The 20129-nt window shown below is 33.5% G+C and carries 17 protein-coding genes; 14 read left to right on the top strand and 3 right to left on the bottom strand.

Features of this window, described 5'->3' with window-relative positions; translation table 11 throughout:
- Positions 1-8: 8 nt before the first annotated feature.
- Positions 9-1271: a M16 family metallopeptidase gene (locus ABRY23_14130; protein ID MFA3784194.1), complete on the bottom strand. Its 1263-nt coding sequence runs from the start codon at positions 1269-1271 to the stop codon at positions 9-11.
- Between the two features lie 543 nt (positions 1272-1814).
- Here ABRY23_14130 and trpE point away from each other — a divergent pair.
- The 8 genes from trpE to trpA are packed head-to-tail and all read left to right on the top strand — an operon-like array spanning position 1815 to position 9269.
- Complete coding sequence (trpE, locus tag ABRY23_14125; protein ID MFA3784193.1) at positions 1815-3305, top strand: anthranilate synthase component I; 1491 nt, start codon at positions 1815-1817, stop codon at positions 3303-3305.
- Positions 3286-3852 (top strand): aminodeoxychorismate/anthranilate synthase component II, encoded by a 567-nt coding sequence (locus tag ABRY23_14120; protein ID MFA3784192.1) that lies wholly within the window; start codon positions 3286-3288, stop codon positions 3850-3852. The genes trpE and ABRY23_14120 overlap by 20 nt, the downstream gene beginning before the upstream one ends.
- Positions 3849-4868: an anthranilate phosphoribosyltransferase gene (gene trpD, locus ABRY23_14115; GenBank protein MFA3784191.1), complete on the top strand. Its 1020-nt coding sequence runs from the start codon at positions 3849-3851 to the stop codon at positions 4866-4868. The genes ABRY23_14120 and trpD overlap by 4 nt, the downstream gene beginning before the upstream one ends.
- On the top strand, positions 4865-5653 hold the full coding sequence (gene trpC, locus ABRY23_14110; protein MFA3784190.1) for an indole-3-glycerol phosphate synthase TrpC: 789 nt from the start codon (positions 4865-4867) through the stop codon (positions 5651-5653). The genes trpD and trpC overlap by 4 nt, the downstream gene beginning before the upstream one ends.
- The gene (locus tag ABRY23_14105) at positions 5650-6270 is read left to right on the top strand and encodes a phosphoribosylanthranilate isomerase (GenBank protein MFA3784189.1); all 621 of its coding nucleotides are present in this window, start codon (positions 5650-5652) and stop codon (positions 6268-6270) included. The genes trpC and ABRY23_14105 overlap by 4 nt, the downstream gene beginning before the upstream one ends.
- A complete protein-coding gene (gene aroF / locus ABRY23_14100) occupies positions 6264-7304 on the top strand; it encodes a 3-deoxy-7-phosphoheptulonate synthase (protein ID MFA3784188.1) in 1041 nt (346 codons plus the stop codon). Before ABRY23_14105 ends, aroF begins: the two co-directional genes overlap by 7 nt.
- A complete protein-coding gene (gene trpB, locus ABRY23_14095; GenBank protein MFA3784187.1) occupies positions 7282-8493 on the top strand; it encodes a tryptophan synthase subunit beta in 1212 nt (403 codons plus the stop codon). Before aroF ends, trpB begins: the two co-directional genes overlap by 23 nt.
- Positions 8490-9269: a tryptophan synthase subunit alpha gene (trpA, locus tag ABRY23_14090; protein ID MFA3784186.1), complete on the top strand. Its 780-nt coding sequence runs from the start codon at positions 8490-8492 to the stop codon at positions 9267-9269. The genes trpB and trpA overlap by 4 nt, the downstream gene beginning before the upstream one ends.
- Before the next feature lie 269 nt (positions 9270-9538).
- Here trpA and ABRY23_14085 read toward each other — a convergent pair whose 3' ends face one another.
- Both ABRY23_14085 and ABRY23_14080 read right to left on the bottom strand, forming a co-directional pair.
- Positions 9539-10762 carry an aminotransferase class I/II-fold pyridoxal phosphate-dependent enzyme gene (locus tag ABRY23_14085; protein MFA3784185.1) on the bottom strand — a complete coding sequence of 408 codons (1224 nt, stop codon included), beginning with the start codon at positions 10760-10762 and terminating at the stop codon, positions 9539-9541.
- A 276-nt stretch (positions 10763-11038) separates the two neighbouring features.
- A complete protein-coding gene (locus tag ABRY23_14080) occupies positions 11039-14020 on the bottom strand; it encodes a PEP/pyruvate-binding domain-containing protein (GenBank protein ID MFA3784184.1) in 2982 nt (993 codons plus the stop codon).
- Between the two features lie 781 nt (positions 14021-14801).
- Between ABRY23_14080 and ABRY23_14075 the strand changes: the two genes are divergently transcribed.
- The 6 genes from ABRY23_14075 to ABRY23_14050 all read left to right on the top strand — a co-directional run.
- A complete protein-coding gene (locus ABRY23_14075) occupies positions 14802-15890 on the top strand; it encodes a hypothetical protein (GenBank protein ID MFA3784183.1) in 1089 nt (362 codons plus the stop codon).
- 191 nt (positions 15891-16081) lie between these two features.
- Positions 16082-16378, top strand: a complete 297-nt coding sequence (locus tag ABRY23_14070) for a hypothetical protein (GenBank protein MFA3784182.1) — start codon at positions 16082-16084, stop codon at positions 16376-16378.
- A gap of 174 nt (positions 16379-16552) precedes the next feature.
- Positions 16553-17416 (top strand): hypothetical protein, encoded by an 864-nt coding sequence (locus ABRY23_14065; GenBank protein MFA3784181.1) that lies wholly within the window; start codon positions 16553-16555, stop codon positions 17414-17416.
- Positions 17417-17484: 68 nt separating this feature from the next.
- Positions 17485-18576, top strand: coding sequence for a YncE family protein (locus ABRY23_14060; protein ID MFA3784180.1), 1092 nt, complete (start codon positions 17485-17487; stop codon positions 18574-18576).
- A gap of 70 nt (positions 18577-18646) precedes the next feature.
- Positions 18647-19189: a hypothetical protein gene (locus ABRY23_14055; GenBank protein ID MFA3784179.1), complete on the top strand. Its 543-nt coding sequence runs from the start codon at positions 18647-18649 to the stop codon at positions 19187-19189.
- A 1-nt stretch (position 19190) separates the two neighbouring features.
- Positions 19191-20129: matrixin family metalloprotease (locus ABRY23_14050; protein MFA3784178.1), on the top strand; the 939-nt coding region annotated here is incomplete at its 3' end.

The following is a 20129-nucleotide window of genomic DNA, read 5'->3' as shown; positions in this document are numbered from 1 at the left end:
TTTTTATATTATGCAACTTTTTGAAGTAATAAATTTTTCGAACTCAAAATTACTCTTTTTAGCTTGTCTTCTTCAAATAATTGATTAGATAATTCAAGTATATCTTCTTTAGTTACTTTTTCTATTTGCTTAATAATTTCATTGATTGGTTTTACTCTATTAAAATAAATCATCGATTGACCAACACGAATCATTCTATTTGTTGTACTTTCTAAGCTCATTAAAATATTTCCTATTAAATATTCCTTTGCTTTTGTTAATTCCCATTCAGATACTATTTTTGTCATTAATTTTTTAAATTCGGAATAAACTAAGTTCATTGCCTTTTCTACATATTTATCGTTAGTAGAAAAGTAAACCCCAAATGTTGATATATCATAAAAAGAATTTAAAAAGGTATTTATTTGATATGCTATACCATTTTTTTCGCGCACTAATTGAAACAACCTTGAACTGCTACCTTCGCCTAAAATATGGGAAAGAACGCTTACACCAATTCTTCTTTTATCGTTATACCCGTAAGTTGTACCGCCAATAATAATGTGTGATTGCTGAGTTTCTTTGTAAATATATAAATCATTACTAATATTAAAACTATTGTTTATGAACTGCTCCGCTGACTTTTTTGCTTTTTCTTTTTTAGAGTTCTTAAAGTATTTTTTCGTATACTGAACAATATCTTCATGATTAACAAATCCACTTGCAACAATGAAAAGATTATTTAATCTATAATTTTCATCCTTGTATTTGAAGAGATCGGATTGTCTGAATTTTTTAAGATTTTTTTCCGTACCTATAATTGGCAAGCCTAATGAACTGCCACTAAAAATATTGCTTTCAAATTTGTCAAAAATTAATTCTTCGGGATTATCTTCAATGTCATAAAGTTCATCGATAACGACTGAAGATTCTTTAGAAATATCCGACGGTCTAAAAAGTGGATATTGAATCATATCAGCAATAACTTCAAAAGTTTTTTCGATATGTTGACTCATCCCTCTTCCGTAAAAACAGGTATGCTCTTTTGATGTAAACGCGTTCAAGTAACCACCCAGCGATTCAATCTCTTCGGCAATTTTTTTGGCAGAGCGATGCTTCGTACCTTTAAAAAGCATGTGCTCTATAAAATGGCTGATTCCGTTATTTTCACTTGTTTCATTCCTTGAACCCACATTAAACCAAAATCCAAGCGAAAACGATTTAACATGGGTTAATTTCTCGGTTACGATTGTAATGCCATTAGGAATTTGTGTGATTTTGACTTTTTCCAATTTACAGGCTTTAGTGTTAGAAATTTGTTGTTCTTCGAGAAAAATTCTTAGCAAATATAGATAAAGTTAATGTCTAATAAAAGGACGAATACCGTAACTTTTAATTTATCTTGTGGAGTAAAGAAAAGTAGTATCTTAATAGCACACAGACTACACGGACAACGCAGATTTACACGGATAAAAATTTTGGGAAATCATGTCTGATTACAAGTACATTGTGAGGCAGACGTGTGTAATCAGTGTTCCACGCCTATGAAGATTATGATTTTTCAAACTTTCTTAACATTAATCGAAAAAGAAATAAAAAAATACTTGACATAAATAAAGCTGAAATTTATCTTTGCATGCGATGAAAATAAAAAATGAAACATATTATTTTAATTCACTTAACACTTGGGCTTGGTGGTGGTGCATGGATAAATACAAGTTCCCGGTGAATTAAAATAATTTGTTTTATTAAGTCTTTAAAACCCTTCTCGGATTCACCGGGAAGGGTTTTTTGTTTTTAAAAACTGTTTATTGTCATTAATATTGGTTAAAAATATGAGTTTCGAAGAATTCAAAGAGTTAGCAAAATTATATAATAAAATTCCCGTTTACGAAAAAATAACGGCTGACCTTCTAACGCCAGTTCTTGCATATCTAAAAATTCGTCAAAAGGGTAAGTACAGTTTTTTACTTGAATCTGTTGAAGGCATCGGAAGACTTGCACGTTATTCATTTATTAGTAAAAATCCCTCTAAAATTATAATGAATCGTGGAGATAACCTCACTATTATAAGTGATTCAACTACTTCAATAAAAAAAAATATTTTCGATTATCTTTCTGAAGAAATTGAAAAAATAAACGACCCCAAAATTGACGAGCTACCAGATTTTACAGGAGGTATAGTTGGTTATCTTGGTTATGAAAATGTTGCTTTAATTGAAGATACAATAAAATTTACTGGTAAAAAGCAAATTAACTTACCAGACTCGATTTTCGGAATTTATGATACTCTAATTGCATTCGACCATTACAAGCATCAAATCATTCTCATTAAAAACGTTACTATTGACAAAAACGTAGATTTAGAAGAATCTTATAATAAAGCATTAATTGAAATAAATGAACTAAAAAGACAGCTCTACTCTCCCTTTGATAATAAACTTCAGTTCAAGCTTTCAAAAGAAATCGATAGTAACGGAAAGCCGGAAGATTTCTACGAAACAGTTGAAAACTGCAAGCAAAAAATATTAGAAGGCGATGTCTTTCAAATTGTTTTTTCAAAAAGATTTTCAGCTGAATTTGTTGGTGATTTAATTAACGTTTATCGCGCACTAAGGATTATTAACCCCTCTCCGTATATGTACTTTATGGAATTAGAAACAATTAAGCCACAAGACAAATTAACAGTAATCGGTACATCTCCAGAAGATTTATTAAAAGTGAAAAATAAGAAAGCAACTATTTTGCCGATTGCAGGGACAAGAAGGAGAGGGAAAAATCAACGTGAAGACCAAGAAATTGAAAAAGAATTAATTAACGACCCAAAAGAATTAGCAGAACATATAATGCTTGTTGACCTCGCAAGAAATGATTTAGGGAGAGTATGTAAATATGGAACTGTTCAAGTAACAGAAAAAATGAGCATTCACAAATTTTCTCACGTTATGCACATCGTTTCGCGCGTAGAAGGTGAACTTGAAGATGACAAAAATTGTATCGATGCATTAAAAGCAAGTTTTCCAGCTGGAACTGTTTCCGGCGCGCCCAAAATAAGAGCAGTTCAATTGCTGAATGACTACGAGAATTTGCAACGCTCTGTTTATGCTGGAGCTGTTGGCTATATCGATTTTAAGGGCAACTTAGATATGTGCATTGCAATCAGAACTTTATTTGCTTTTGGCAAAAAAATTTATTGGCAGGCAGGCGCCGGCATTGTCGCCGATAGCAGACCTGAACTTGAACTTAAAGAAATAAAAAATAAATCTGCAGCTTTATTAAACGCACTTAAATACGCTGAGGTAATTGATGAAAATAATAGTAATTGATAATTACGATTCGTTTACATTTAACCTTGTACAACTTATTGGCAAACTTGCGAGTACTATCATAGTAAAAAGAAATGATAAAATATCAGTTGATGAAATCGATTCGATTAAGCCAGATAAAATTGTAATATCGCCAGGACCCGGCCGTCCGGAGGATTCGAAAGTATCTATCGATGTAATTAAAATTTGCGGAAAAACTATTCCCGTACTTGGTGTTTGTCTTGGACATCAAGGAATTGGTATCTCATTCGGAGGCAAAATTATAAATGCACCATCTTTAATGCACGGTAAAACTTCTTTAATTAAACATGACGGTAAAACTATTTACAAAAACCTTCCTCAAAATTTTCAAGCCGGAAGATATCATTCATTAGTAATTGATAGAGAAACTCTGCCAGATGAACTAATTGTTACTTCAGAATCAGAAGATGGAGTGATAATGGGAGTCCGTCATAAAACATATCCAATAGAGGGAATTCAATTTCATCCTGAATCAATTTTAACACCCGAAGGGGAAAATTTAATAAAAAACTGGTTAGCATTATGAAAGAATATTTAGAAAAAGTAATTGAGGGAAAAAACCTCACATTTGACGAGGCATACAAAGTTATGTACTCAATTATGAGCGGCAATGAAAATAATTCAAAAATTGCCTCTCTTTTAACCGCACTTAAAATGAAAAAAGAAACTCCAGAAGAAGTTGCCGGTTTCGTAAAAGCAATGCGAGAAAAAGTAATAAAGATTAAATGCGAAGACGAAAATGTTATTGACGTTTGTGGAACAGGCGGTGATGGTTCCGGCTCTTTTAATATCTCTACAGCGGTTGCTTTCGTTGTTTCTGGAGCAGGAGTAAAAGTTGCCAAACATGGCAATAAGTCAATCTCAAGCAAAAGCGGAAGTTCAGATGTTTTACATGAACTTGGCGTTGACGTTCAACTTTCACCAGAACTCTCTGAAAAAGCTCTTAACGAAATTGGCATTGCTTTCCTTTTTGCTCCTCTCTATCATCCTGCAATGAAACATGTAGCACCAATACGAAAAGAACTTGAGTTCCGTTCTATATTTAATATTCTTGGACCTTTAACTAACCCTGCAGGTACTCACAAACAATTAATCGGTACATTTAACTACGAAACTGCTAAACTTATGTCAGAAGCTATTAAATACCTCGATATGGAAAAAGTCTGCTTTGTATGTACCAATAACTCCTTTGATGAAGTTAGCTTAACTCATCCTACCAATGTAATTGAAACTACAGGAAGAAATTCAATGCATATTTATGAATTAACACATGAATCGTTTGGTTTCCCTAAACTTGAAATTAAAGATATACTAGGTGGCACAGCTAAACAAAACGCAGAAATTATGCATAAAATTTTTGCCGAGAAAGAGAAAACCCCTGCATACTATGTTGTTGTTGCAAATTCTGCTCTCGCATTAAAAGTAGCCGGAGTTAGTGATAGCTTGAGCGACTGCATTCAATTAGCAGAAGAATCAATTTTGTCTGGTAAAACATTGAAAAAGCTTTACGAGCTTAAAGAATTTGGAGAAAAGTATAAATGAACATACTCGAGAAAATACTAGAGACAAAAAAAATTGAAGTTTCAGAACTTCATCGTAAATTTTCACGCAGCAGCTTTACGAATTTCGAATTGTTCAATAAAAAAAGTCTTGATTTTAAATCTGCACTTAGCAAAAATGGAAAAATTAACTTGATTGCGGAGATTAAAAAAGCCAGCCCTTCAAAGGGAATTCTTAAAGAAAATTTTGACTATTTAGAAATCGCACGTAAATATATGTCAAATGGAGTCGATGCAATTTCAATATTAACTGACCAAAGATATTTTTTTGGAAATATCTCCTTTTTAAAAAGTATTGCTGAAATAAAAACCGTTCCACTTCTCCGCAAAGATTTCATTATAGATGAGTTCCAAATCTTAGAAGCTAAAGCAAATGGAGCTGATGCAATTTTACTAATTGCAGAGGCATTATCAAAAGCACAAATAGATGAACTAACCAATACTGCATATGAAAACGACCTTGAAGCACTTCTCGAAATTCATTCTGAAGACCAGCTAAAAAAAATTGATTTTGACAAAAACAAAATTATTGGAATCAACAATAGAGACCTAAGAACATTTCAAGTTAGTTTAACCACAACAAGTGAGATTGTTAAAAAAATTCCAAACAAATGTTTAATAATTTCAGAAAGTGGAATTAATTCAAAAGATGATGTAAACTTTTTAAAAAATACACGGGTGAATGCATTATTAGTTGGTGAGTATTTTATGAAATCAGAAAATATTGACGAATCCTTAAAACAATTTATTGATTGGTGTAAAAAATGAAAGTTAAAATCTGTGGAATTACTAACCTCGAGGATGCTTTGGTATGCATTGAAAATGGTGCTGATATGCTGGGATTTATCTTTTACGAAAAAAGCAAGCGTTATATCAGCTTTGATTATGCAAAAGAAATCCTGCAGCAATTGCCACCTACAGTAAATAAAGTTGGAGTTTTTGTAAACGACAAATATCAAACCATAAATGACGCGGCAAAAAAAATAGGTCTGGATGTAATCCAACTTCATGGTGATGAATCCCCCGAGTTCACAGAAAAAATAACTTTACCTGTTTTTAAATCATTCCGAATAAGCGAAAGTTTTGATTGGAGTGGCATCAAACAATATAAAAAAATTATTCCTTTGCTGGATACATATTCAAAAAATCAATTTGGTGGTACAGGCAAACATTTTAATTGGAATCTTATACCGGATGAATACAAACATAGCATCATCCTTTCTGGAGGAATAACAATAGACAAGCTTGAAAGAATTTTTAACGAAATAAAACCATTAGCAATTGATATTTCCTCCTCACTTGAAATAACACCCGGGAAAAAAGACCATAAAAAGGTAAAAGAATTCTTAGCAAAATTTAATCAACTAAGGAGACAAACATGCTAATAATTATGGGATTAGATTCACCTCGCAAAGATATTGACAAGGTAAAACAAAAAATTATTGAGCTGAACTGCACACCTCATGAAATACCAGGCAGTTCAAAACTTGCAATTGGAATTACTGGTCCTACCCATCTGCTAAAAGAAGAAGATTTCCAAATGATGCCATCAGTTCAGGAAGTTGTTCGTGTAACAAAAAAGTTTAAACTTGTTAGCCGTCAAATGAAAAATGAAAACACAATAATTGAATTTGATAAACATACAATCGGGGGAAAAGAACTTTGTATAATTGCGGGACCTTGTTCAGTTGAAACACGCGAGCAAACTTTTGAAATAGCCGAGCAATTGAAAGAAATGGGAATAATTCTTTTTCGAGCTGGGGCATACAAACCTCGTTCAAGTCCATACACTTTCCAAGGGTTAAAGGAAAAAGGATTGGAAATTTTAGCCGAGGTAAAATCGAAATTAGGGCTTAAAATTGTAACTGAAGTATTGAATTCTCAATCCCTCCAAAGCGTAGCTGAAGTTGCAGATATAATTCAGATAGGTGCTAGAAACATGCAAAACTACTCTCTCATTGAAGAAATTGGCTCGCTGCAAAAACCTGTTTTGCTTAAACGCGGTATGGCAGCCGCAGTAGAAGATTTGTTGTTAAGCGCAGAATATATTGCTGCTCAAAATAATTTTAATATTATACTTTGTGAAAGAGGCATACGTACTTTTGAAACTGCAACAAGAAATACTTTAGACTTAAACGCCGTGCCTGTAATAAAACAATGGTCACATTTGCCAATAATTGTTGATCCTTCACATGGTGTTGGAATTTGGGATAAAGTTCCACAGATGGCAATGGCAGCCGTTGCTTGCGGTGCAGATGGATTGATGATTGAAGTTCACCATGACCCAGAAAATGCTTTATCAGACGGTTATCAGTCTTTGACACCCAAAAAATTTAAAGAGCTTTTAAGCAAATTAAATGAACTCGCACCAATAGTTAATAAGGAGTTAAAATTGTATGAACACGCAGTCAGTTTATAATTTCCCGGATATTAATGGCAAATTTGGAATTTACGGTGGCAAATTTGTACCAGAAACTTTAATATCTGCACTCGATGACTTAGAAAAAACTTACCTCGAACTAAAAAATAATAATGAATTTCAAAATGAACTTAGTTCACTTCAAAAGGAATATAATGGCAGACCTACACCTTTAACTTTTGCAAAACGACTTACAGAATATTTTGGCAAGGCAAAAATTTATTTGAAACGCGAAGACCTTTGTCACACCGGCGCACACAAATTAAATAATGCACTTGGACAAATTTTACTTGCAAAAAAATTAGGTAAAACTAGAATTATTGCCGAAACTGGTGCAGGTCAACATGGAGTTGCAACTGCAACTGTTTGCGCTAAATTTGGTTTGAAATGTGTCGTTTACATGGGCGAAGTTGATATTGAACGACAAAAATTAAACGTATTCAGGATGAAAATGCTCAGCGCTGAAGTTGTACCTGTTACTTCAGGCAGTAGAACATTAAAAGATGCCACAAACGAAGCAATCCGCGATTGGGTTACAAATGTTGCAAATACACATTACATTATTGGCTCTGTCGTTGGTCCTCATCCTTATCCAATGATTGTACGTGATTTCCAATCTATAATTGGAATTGAAACAAAAGAACAGATATTAAATTATGAAAGGAAACTTCCCAATTATATTCTGGCTTGTGTTGGCGGCGGTTCAAATGCTATGGGAATTTTTTATCCATTTGTCAACGACAAAAATGTAAATCTAATTGGTGTTGAGGCGGCAGGTTACGGGCTAGATTCAGGTAAACACTGCGCTACTTTAACTTTGGGCGAACCTGGAATTTTCCAAGGTATGAAGACTTATTTACTTCAAGATGAAAACGGACAGGTTTCAGAAGTTCATTCAATTTCTGCTGGTTTAGATTATCCAGGTGTAGGTCCCGAACATAGTTTACTAAAAGACATTAAACGCGTAAAATATTTTTCAGTAACAGATGATGAAGCACTTGAAGCAACAATTTTGCTTTCCAAACTTGAAGGTATTCTACCTGCACTTGAAACTGCTCACGCCGTTGCTTATTTGAATAAATTAATGCCAGAGACCAGTAAAGATGAAATTGTTGTTGTAAACATCAGTGGAAGGGGCGATAAAGATTTAAACACGATTATTAATCAAATTGGTGATAAAATTTTATGACAAAAATTTCCGAATTCATTCAAAAAATAAATCAATCAAACAAAAAAGCATTATCAATTTTTTTGACAGCAGGATTCCCTTCTAAAGAGAATTTTGTTGATATTGCATTGTCTATAGTTGAAAATGGCGCAGATATGCTTGAGATTGGAATTCCGTTTTCGGACCCATTAGCAGATGGACCAACAATTCAATTTTCATCCCAAATGTCACTAAAAAATGGCGTTTCATTAAAAGATGTTTTTAATTACTGTGAAAAGATTAAATCAAAAACAGAAAAACCTCTAATACTTATGGGCTATGCAAATCCAATTCTTAAATTTGGAATAAAAAATTTTTGCAACAACGCTTTACATAGTGGTGTGAGTGGATTAATAGTTCCCGATGTTCCCCTAGAAGAATATGAATCCTTTTATGACAACGAATTTAAAAATTTCGAAAAAATACTCTTGACAACCCCTACTTCTTCAGATAAAAGAATTCAAGAAATTGACCAGAAAAGCGAAGGGTTCGTTTACTGCGTAAGTGTTACGGGCACTACAGGGACAAGGAACAACTTCGATGAAAATGTAATCACAAATCTTAAACGAACATACTCTCTTGTTTCAAAAAATAAAATGTTGATTGGTTTTGGAATTTCTAAACCAGATGATATAAAAAAGTTTTCGCCTTATTGTGATGGAGTAATTGTTGGCAGCGCTGTAATAAAAAAATTAAGGGAAACCGAAGATATTAAAGAGGTTGTCAATTTTGTGAAATCTTTACATGATGCTTGTTGAAGGATGAGTAAACAACCGTATCACTTCAACCTCGCTTGGTACGACAGAATCTCTAAAATAATTTAAGTCTACTAGCTCTGCTCGACACCTAAAAATATAAAAGTATATTTAATTAGAGACTTCTGAAATATTCATACTGTCATTCCCGTGTAAACGGGAATCTATAGATTTTGCTTTAGATTCCCACTTTCCACGAAGTGGTGGATTTCCACGTGGGAATGACCATAAACGTATAAATAACTTTCTGAAGTCTCTAATTAATAACGCATTTATCTAATTTCAGCATTGACGAACTTTTCAACATATCTTTCATGAAACTCAGCTATTGCTTTATATGCTTTTTCAAGGATTTCTTCTGGGGGCAGAAAAACAATTCTGAAATGATTAGTACCCGGTACTTGACCAAAGCCGCTGCCTGGAACAATCACCACTCCTTTTTCTTTTATCAATTCAGTTGCCCAATGAGCATCGTTATTTACATTATGCAAACTTGGAAAAGCATAAAAAGCACCTTCTGGCTCTACGCATGAAATACCTGGTACAGCGTTCATCATTTCAACAGTAAGATTTCTTCTGCTTGTTAATTTTTTCATTGCTATTTCCAAGTGTGATTGGTCGCCTAACAAAGCGGGTGCTATTGCATATTGTTCAGGATGATTCGCAGATAAACGTGCTCTTAAAAGTTTGTTAATAGCTTCAATATAATTTTTTAAAATAGTTTTATCACCACTTACTATCCCCCAACCTATCCTAAATCCCGGCACCATATAATTTTTTGACAAGCCCCCAAACGTAATTACAGGCACATCAGAATTAAGAGAAGCAATTGAAGTATGCTTTTTACCATCCATTAAAAGTTTATCGTAAATCTCATCTGAAAAAATTACAAGGTTATGTTCAAGAGCTAATTCAATAATTTGTTTTAGTGTTCCAGGGGAAGAATTTGCTCCTGTTGGATTATTAGGATTAATTAAAATTATAGCACGAGTTTTTTCGTTAATCTTATTTTTAATATCGTCTATATTTGGTTGCCAACCGTTGTTTTCATCCAAATAATATGGATTTTCCATAGTTTGCAATTTACTTTGAATAGCAGTATAAAGCGGGTAACCAGGAGTAGGTGTTAAAACATTTTCACCTTCGTTAACGAGAGCTGTTAAACAAATATCAATTGCTTCGCTTGCACCAGTAGTAACAAAAATATCTTGTACATTTTTTATACCTTTTTTCTCAGCCTCTTTTTCAATTGCTTCTATTGCTTGTTTAATACCCGACGATGGTGCATAGCCATTATAGTTTTTCTTCATTGCTTTGTATGTCTCTTCAATTAAATGTTTAGGTGGCTCCCAATCAAATAAGTTTGGATCACCTATGTTTAAGTACAACATTTGTTTACCAGTTCTTGCAACCTCATTTGCAACAACTACAATATCTCTCACAGCATAAGTAATATTTTCTGTTCTTTTGGCTGGCTTAATTTCTTTTAATGGCATTTGTTACCTCGGTCAATTTTATAAATAATAACATAACAAAATTAGTGAATTAACCATAAAAAATTTGTTAGTAGAGGATGTCTCAAAAGTAATGGTTCAAATAAAAAACTTGTCTGCTGAAAGCAGGTCCTTGAAAACTTGTGCTGAAGTTCAGAAGCATCCGTTAAATCTGTGTTTATATGTGGGCTATTATTAAAAAATTTTACTTTTGAGACAGCCCCCAACAACAGTAAAATCAAATGGATTAGGGAATAATTTAACAAGTCTAAAAAATAATTACGGTTTAACAATTATTCCCTTGTTCTCGTGACCATTAATTTTAATAGTCAATGCTTTTTTTAATCTAACATGCTTAGTGTATTTTTTATTTTCTAAGACAGGTTGTTGTTTAAGCCAATTCCAATCAATGAATCCATCTTCACTAAAGCCATCTACAGTAAAATAACCAATTTTGAAAGATGTTAAATTTTGAAAAAAGTGAGAACCTTGAGAAGGGGTTACATTAAAATCGGTAAAGTTCGATTCAATAATTGCTTTTGCTCCATTTATTTGTTCCCAAGTAACTGGAATACCAAGCCAAGGGTCCATTGTTCCCCATCGCCCCAGTCCTATCAACAAGTAAGGTTTATTTTCATTTATTAGCTTAGAATTAAACTGTGAAATTTCGTGTGCTACTTCGTTAGAATTTTTTCTTTCGAATAGGTCTTTATCTACAAAAACAATATCATAAATATCATCTATAATTCCATGACCAAGTACTTGATTGCTTTTACATAACAATTGTTTCGAAGAATAACTATCTAGTTCAAGCTCTTCGATTTCGTGGCTAATAACAAGTGGCCTCATCTGAAGCAGGCCAAATTCTTTTGGTTTTCCTTCGGGTACTGTTAAGTTAACAGCAAATTCAATTTCTACGGGCGAACCAGTACCCCAAGTTCCAAGTTCTAGAAGAATATCCAAAATTTGTGGTAGTGGAAATATATTATATTTTAATAAAGGAGCCATTGTGAAAAGTTTTGTACCAGCTCTTGCAACGCCATCGTATATAACGTGATTATCTTTCGAATAGGTAGAACCAACAATGTTTAGAGTACCATCTTCGTAAGCTTCCATCAAATCAAATTTTTTTGTAACTAAGTCATCAGAGTAGTATTCGTCTAAGTCATTTTGGCTCATATCAATAGCATAAAATTCTTTTGGTGTGTAATTCAAAATATCTCCAATAGCTGAATATTGTAAAATATGGCGTGGGTACTTTGGGCAAAATCTTACTGTGTTTCCACCTTCGACTATTGTTTTACCTAAACCAAGTGCAACAGAAACAATTCCATCTGATGATTTTAATGGCGGTGTTGGGTAAAAATTATACGATTTTGCGACTCCAGAAAACTCAGGATAAAATTTCCCATTGTGTTCAGAACCAATTACTTTTTGTATGATGATAGCCATTTTTTCTTCTTCTAAACGGTATGAAGTTACTCTTATATAGTCTTTAGATTTTTGAAAATATACTGAGGCATAAATTCTTTTTATTGTATTAAGCAGTTGTTTCAATCTAACTTTTAATTCATGATGGTTATTAGGAAGCATATAAGTATCATAGACGCCGGCGAATGGCTGCCCTTGTGAGTCTTCCAGTAAACTCGATGACCTTACAGCTATTGGTTCTTTAACTATTTCTAAGAAGCAGGTAAGATTTTCTATAACCGATTCAGGAAATTTTTTTGCATTAATAAATTTGTCAATTAATTCGCTATCATATTTTGAACGCAATGCATATTCGCGTAAGTTATTATCATCTAAAAATTGATCAAATATTTCTGTGCCGATAACCACTCCAGAAGGGACAAAAATTTTCACATCTTTGAATTTATATCTCAAGTCAAAATTGCTAAGTAAATTATTTACAAAGCCCAAACCGCGAGCTTTACCACCAAGAGAACCACCGCCAATACGTGCAAATGTTGTTGTTGGATCAAAAGTATCTTTGTTAAAATCTGAGATTACACCTATTTGTCTTGCTTTTCTAAAATCTCTCAAATAATCAATCAATAGTTGACGCAATGCTGCTGTTGATTCAAAATCGCTGACTTTTTTAGGTCGAAGTTGATGAGCAAGCCAAAATTCTGTTCTTGCCTTAAGCCAATTTGAAAAGTGATTCCGTGAGGCATGATACAATATACTTTCATCTGGTACAGTTTTTAACATTTGTTCCAATTCAGTAAGATTTGAAGCGCGTCCCACTTCATTGCCGTCCGGTGTTTTAAAGACAAAATCACCAAAGCCAAAATTGTTAATCATGAATTTCTTCAAATCTTCTAAAAGAGTGGGAGAATCTTTTAGCAGGAACGATGCACCTATTTTAGTAGCTAACCTTTCATTTTCGGGTACAGTAGATTGAAGTAGAATAGGGATATCTGGCTGACGGGCTTTTACTTGCTGTGCAAATAATATCCCGGCTTTGGAATCAGGTTTTCCGTTTCTCTCAAAATCCACATCAGAAATTACACCAAGAACAAATTCTTCATATTTTTCAAAATATTTCCAAGCTTCTTCATAATTTGTACACAATAAAATTTTAGGACGCGCTCGCATCCTCAAAAATTTATGCGAAAGATTTATCCCCTCTGAAATTAAACTTTGAGACTGCTTCAAAAGCTCAGTATAAATAATTGGCAAGTAAGAAGAATAAAAGCGAATGTTATCTTCAATAAGAATTACTGATTGGACGCCAACACTTTTCGTATCGTTTTCAACGTTATACTTATCTTCTAAGTATTTAACAATACCAAGAATAATTCTGTAATCACCTTGCCAGATAAAAACTTTGTCAAAAATTGAAATATCTTTATTAGTAATTAAATCTGTCATTTCACTATTATCGTAACCAAGCAAAACTATTGGAATATCTAAACCTGTTTCTCTAACTTTTTTTGCAAAGTTAAGTGCCGACATATCTTCGATGTGTAAAGTAACAATAACTAAGTCAAATCTTTTTTCTTCACTCAGCATTTGAATTGCATCCACGCCGCTTGAAACTTGTATTAGCTCTGGAGAGTGACTTAAACTTAACCCTTGATATTCTTGGCGAATTAATTCATATAATCTGCCATCTTCTTCAAAAATGTAAGAATCGTAAAGGGACGAAACGAGCAGTATATCACGAATTCTAAAACTCATTAAGTTATGGAAATCCTGAAATTTAGAATAACGGCTCGTTTTTAATATTTCTTTTGTAAAGCGTGAACTTAATTGCATAATTAAATTTCTTTACTTATAAAAAAATATTAAAAAGAAACTATTTTTCTTCATCGTAAAAACAAACTTTCATTTTTTTAAGAGATACAAATTTATCTGAACAACATTTTTTGTTACCTTATTGTTTTCAACAAATTTTGGATAAAAACTCAGCGTCATAAAGCCATAACTAATATCAGTTAACCAGTTTATCAGTTAGTAAACAATAAGTAACAATCACTTACAAAGTGAAAATAAACATAATGGCGTTAAATTAATAATGAAAATTATAGCTCCATAACTAATAATCTTGTATTTATTTTTTTAAACTAAAGATTCTCATTAACTTAAAAATATTAACTAAAGAATATGGAATGGATCTATTGGGGTCTTAAAATCACGCTCTCACATACCATTTTTTTTGATAAACTATTTTCTCCTATTCTCTTCTGTTTTAAAATCTTTCGATTTCGAATTGAATTCTTGCTGTTTTTATCGCTCTTTAAAAAACATACATACTCACCACAGTGCTGTCAATTCCGTACTAATTTGTTTTTTTAACATAATCATTATATTTGCAAAAATATGATTGGGGGCTGTCTAAAAAGTAAGATTTTTTAAAAAATGGAACACGGACTACACTGATTTTCGCGGATTTTCACAGACTTAATAATTGAAAAATTACTTTTTAGTCAGCCCCTATATTGTAAGTCGGTTCGCCGAACCGACTGATGCTTAGTCGGAACAGCGTTCCGACCTACAAAGTAAGTCGATTCGCTGAATCGACTAAGGAGAGCCTGAAATGCTTAGAAAAATATTTTTAGTAACAATTAGTATCTGGTTAATCCTCAATTCCTGTAACAGCAACCCAGTTATACCGCCGGAGATACAACCTGGAAGAAGAGATTATGTTTGGGAGATAGACACCCTTGATATGCCAATGAACTGGCTAAGTTCAATTTGGGGTTCATCTCCGCAAGATGTATGGGCAGTTGGTGCCGGAGGAACCGAATACGACCGTTTATGGCATTACGACGGGAGTAAATGGAGCGCTTACAAAAAAGAATGGATTAATATTGGTGGAGAAACGCTATACGGATTTAGTGCAAATGATGTATGGATGGGTGGCAGTGGGGGCTGGGGTGATGGACAGGGTGCTGCTGCAATTTGGCATTATGACGGAAGTAAGTGGTCTAAAAATTTTGTTTATAATGTGGAAGGTGCTTACAGATCAGAAGTAGATGATATTTGGGGAGACCGTCCAGACGATATTTATGCCTGCGGAACAATAGGTTATTTAGTGGATGGTAAAGATGTATGGCGGGGATTTATTCTTTACTATAATGGTTCAACCTGGAAAGAAATTATCAAGGCAGATTTTAATTCACAATTCCTTACTATCAGAAAAGAACAAAATATAATCTTTAATAAAGTCTATGTTTTTGCTCTTAGAACAAGTCAAATTGCAAGTGATACTGTTTCTTTTTATGAATTAAAATTAGACAGTAATGAAATAAAAGAAATATATTCTGCTCCTGAGAGTCAAATTGTTTTTGGAAATATTCATTATATAAATGGAAAAGTTTATTTTCTAATAGGGCAAGATGTATATAGGTATATTATTGGTAGTTTTGTAAAACAGTTCTCCTTAGCTTACCCAAATTTTGGTTATCAATTTTATGGAAGGAATGTAAAAGATATTTTTCTAAGAATGCGGGATGGATTAGCACATTACAATGGTACGGATATAGAATACCTTTATACTTTCCCTTTGAATTTAGTTAGCATAATAAAAGAACCAATGATGTTTGAAAAAGAAATTTTCTTTATGCTACATGACAATACTGGAGGTCCCAAGGAAAATTTAATATTACACGGCAAACTAAAATAATTAAGGAGGTAAAAGCTAACATAATTTGAGGGATAGAGCTGGTACCGCTATCCCTCTTAACAAAGAATAGCACACTAAGGTTGGCACCCTATTATGCAGTGTAATCCGCATAGAACTACTGCGGATAAATAAACTGCTGCGGCTATTCTCTTAATAAAAATAACATTTTTTTGACAAATAGGAGAGTTGTTATGAAAACGTTAATTATGCTCTTTTCGTTACTTACTTTTGCATCGGGCAATATTTTTGCTCAGCTATGGGTATACCGTTTAACAAATTTATCTACCGCAGGAAACCAAATTGAAAAAATTAATAACAACAATTTTGATTACGGTTTTTATGCGATAGGCAAAGGTACTGATACAACCCATCCGGTAAATGTTTACAGAACATATTTTGAACTTAGCCTTAATTCAATTCCAACAAATGCAACAATTGATACTGTTATTGTAAACTATCACAATAGTGGAAGTGGTTATACTCTTTAACTCACACAAGTTGCAACCATAAGCCCGTCAGACCTTGCAGCAAATTGGACAGCAATTGGAAATGGGACTTCACTTCATACCGGCTTAGCTTATGATGGTCTAAGTTTTCAATCTAATCCAATTAAAACTGCAATTCAAAACTCACTTGCCTCAAGAAAGATAATAATTGGAGCTTTGTCTGAAAGCGAAGGAACAAGGGGCTTACAATCCAGTATGACATTAGACCTTGACGTATATTATAAGTACCCTGCTGCACAATTGAATATTATCGTAAGGAACGATTTAAATGGTAATGACGGCGGAAATGTAGGTGTTGGTATTTATCCAGCTGCTGCAACTCAGCATCCAAGTTCATATACGGTACCTAATGTTTATGAAACCCAAAGACTTAATCTTGCTGCTTATGATAATCAAACCGTCAATGGTAAAGTTTGGTTTTTTAATGATACTGAATATTCAGTTAGAAAAAGCAAGTGGCAGAAAGACAAATTTGGTCAACTATCTTTTTTAAGCAATAATTCTTCATTTACAACAAACCCACTAACAACAGATGATAACGGAGCATCTTTTAAAGCTTATTTAGAGACAACATCCTACACAACAAGCGGTACTCTTTCAGAGAATGAAATCTGGTGGACAAATGTCACCTTAACCGGCAATGTTACAGTTCCTTCCGGCATTACTTTAACTGTAACCCCGGGTGTTAATATTAATTTCAACGGCTACGGTATTTTACTTGACGGCGGCAGTGTAAACTTTCAAGGCGGAGACCCTAATTGTGTTTACTTAAAACAAAGCGGCTCGTTAAAAGGATACTTTGGAACTATTCAACCTGCAATTAATTATGCCGGCTCCGGTCAAACAGTGGAACTACAGGCAAGAACTTACCCGGAAAGCCCGAGCCTAACCAGCAAATCTAACATTACTCTCACCGGACAAGGACAAGGAAGTACAACATTGAATGGAAGTATTTCCGTTACAAATTCGTTACATTACAGTTCAGGATCTGACAATGAGTGGACCATTGAGTTTGAATAACAAAGAAGTAATAAAAACAATCTCAGTAAAAGGAACATATAATTATTACATAAATGAAGGTGAAAAAAATGATTGCAAAGAGTTTTGTATTGTTCAATTTGATTTTAATTTCTGCTATAACCTTTGGCTGTAATAGTTCGCCTACTGAACCCGGTACAACCGAAAACAAAATGTATGTTTATTCCAACTACGGTAAAACATTTTACTTATTAGATTATAAAACGTTTGAGGTTGTTAAGGAAATTAATTTAAGTATACCAGATACTATTACGATTAATGGAATGATTCTATCGACTGATAGAAAACATCTTTTTTTAAAAGTAGAAGGACAGTATCCCTCACCACCTTTTGGGTTTGCAGTTTACAATATTGAAGGGGAAAATTTAGAAAATATCTTTTTTACTGATTTTAAGGATGCAGAACCCGCATATTTTATAGCTGCACAAAATAAAACAGAACCGGGACTTATATATGTTCGTTTCAGGGATTTTGGTACATATTCGATAGACTTATATGAGCAAAAAATACAGGACTTCATTTCAGGAGAACATGATTTCGTTTTGGATGAAAGAATATACCCAGCTATAGGAGATGAGTGGGATGTTATTCATAAGCACTGGAGCGGAGATATAAAAGGTAGTTTTTCAGAGCTAGAATTTTATTTAACTAATTCGGGGCTACATAACCTACAATTCACTTTAAATAAAAATAATCAAGATAGTATTTCAATATATGATTTTAAATTGTCAAAAGACAATCGACTATTTATTACCTATCAGTTATCAGACGGACACAGTCGAAACATAGAAAGTTATTTTGGGATTTATAATTTAGAGACAAAACAATTATATCGTTCTTCATTAAAATTTCCCTGGAGCTTAAGTGGCTATTTCCTCGGTTATAGTATCAACCGTAATGAAGTTTATTCAATTGGAAGCGATGGTCGTTTTTATATCATTGATACAAATACATATATTATTAAAGACACTATCAATTTAGGAGTTAGTGGAGAACAATCTCCGATTATAATTTCGCCTGATGATAATTTTGCATTTGTTGCGTACCCCAGCAGTAATTCCATTTTTGTAATTGACTTAAACAACAGAAAAGTAATAAAAACAATCTCAGTTAAAGAACCATATAATATGATTATTCCATAAGTCTATAAAATTTTTTGCCCCCTTATAGGGGAAAGGTCAATAAACAATCAAAAATCATTTGGAGGTAAAAATGAAAACTTTCAAAATTATTCTTGCCGTCATTTTTTTCATTGTGTTTAATGCGCAAATGAATTTTGCCTGGGGCAAAAAAACATTGAAGGAACTTGTTGCCTCAGCGCCAATTATTGTTATTGGTAAAGTACAGGATGTCAACCCTAAATTTGAGGAATACCTTGGTCAAAAGGATTTCATATTCACTTATATAACATTAAATATTGGAACTAAATTGAAAGGTAACCTTTCGCAACAAACTATAATTATTAAAGTTCCGGGAGGACAAATTGGCGACCGTGTTATTAGCGGGGAAAGAAGTTTCCGATTTACAAAAAATGAAGAAGCGCTTCTTTTCTTAGAACGTACTGATAAAAATTACTATGAAATTTACAGTATTTCCGGAAAGCTACCGATAGTAAAGAACAACAATAATAAATTAATAGATTGTTCGTTACTAAAGGATGATGAAGTTGCAAAATACAATTACGGCTCCTCAGAAAAAGCTGAAGATATCATTGGTAGAATTAACATATATTTATCAGAAAAAGGGGGTAAATAAAATGTTGAGTTTTACAAAATCCCGTTTTACAGGGAAACGGACATACATTTCTATTCTTGTAATTCTTATTATTTCTTCATCTTTGATGTACGGACAAAGAATCTTTCGGCCAATTGATCCTAATAATGGTGGTGCCAGATATGGAAAGTCCCCTTATTCCGGTCCGCCGTTTTTATGTTTTGGTTCTACTTCATATCAATATCACATAGCTCATTCCCAGTATAATAATTTCATATCCGATGTTAATGCAGCATTTACAAGCTGGAATAATGCAGGGCAAGTACAATTCTCAAGGACAACTTCGGCCGGGTTAACTCTTACTGCCCAAGCTCAGGATTATAATAGTTGGGGACCGGCATGGAGCTATCCATCGTGGAATGGGAGTACATACGAATTGACACCGTCAAGCGCTTCGATTGTGTTAAACACAAATGTTACCTGGAGAAATGATCAACAACATTTGAATGCCAATCCACCAATCCTCGATGTTCAATCAATGGTTGTGCATGAAGCCGGTCATATTCATGGCTTGGCTCATCCTCTTACAGATTCTTACGCACACGATGCTACTGCCCCAACAATGGCTGGCGGAGACAACGCATATTTTGATAATACTCTTGATGTCAGAAGTTTAGAAACAGAAGATATATACGGAACACAGTTCTTACAATTGAGAGTTCCAAGCCTTTATTCGTCATTGAATAATGCGATGAGCGTTGCCAGCGCAATAGGTATGGGATATGTTTATGTTGATGGCTCATGTACGCTTACTGGAAATATTTCAATTCCATCTGGCGTAACTCTTACACTTCTGCCAGCTGCAAATGTGAATTTCAATGGTTATTATATTGAACCAACCGGTGGGACATTTAATATTCAAAACGGATCTACCGTGTATTTAACTAATGGGGGCAGCAAATACTACGGATTGTTTACTTCA

The organism is Melioribacteraceae bacterium 4301-Me (assembly GCA_041538185.1).
GTDB classification, from domain to species: Bacteria; Bacteroidota; Ignavibacteria; order Ignavibacteriales; family Melioribacteraceae; genus Pyranulibacter; species Pyranulibacter aquaticus.
The sequence above is the reverse complement of the archived record's forward strand: the minus strand, read 5'-3'. Positions and strand labels throughout refer to the sequence as shown.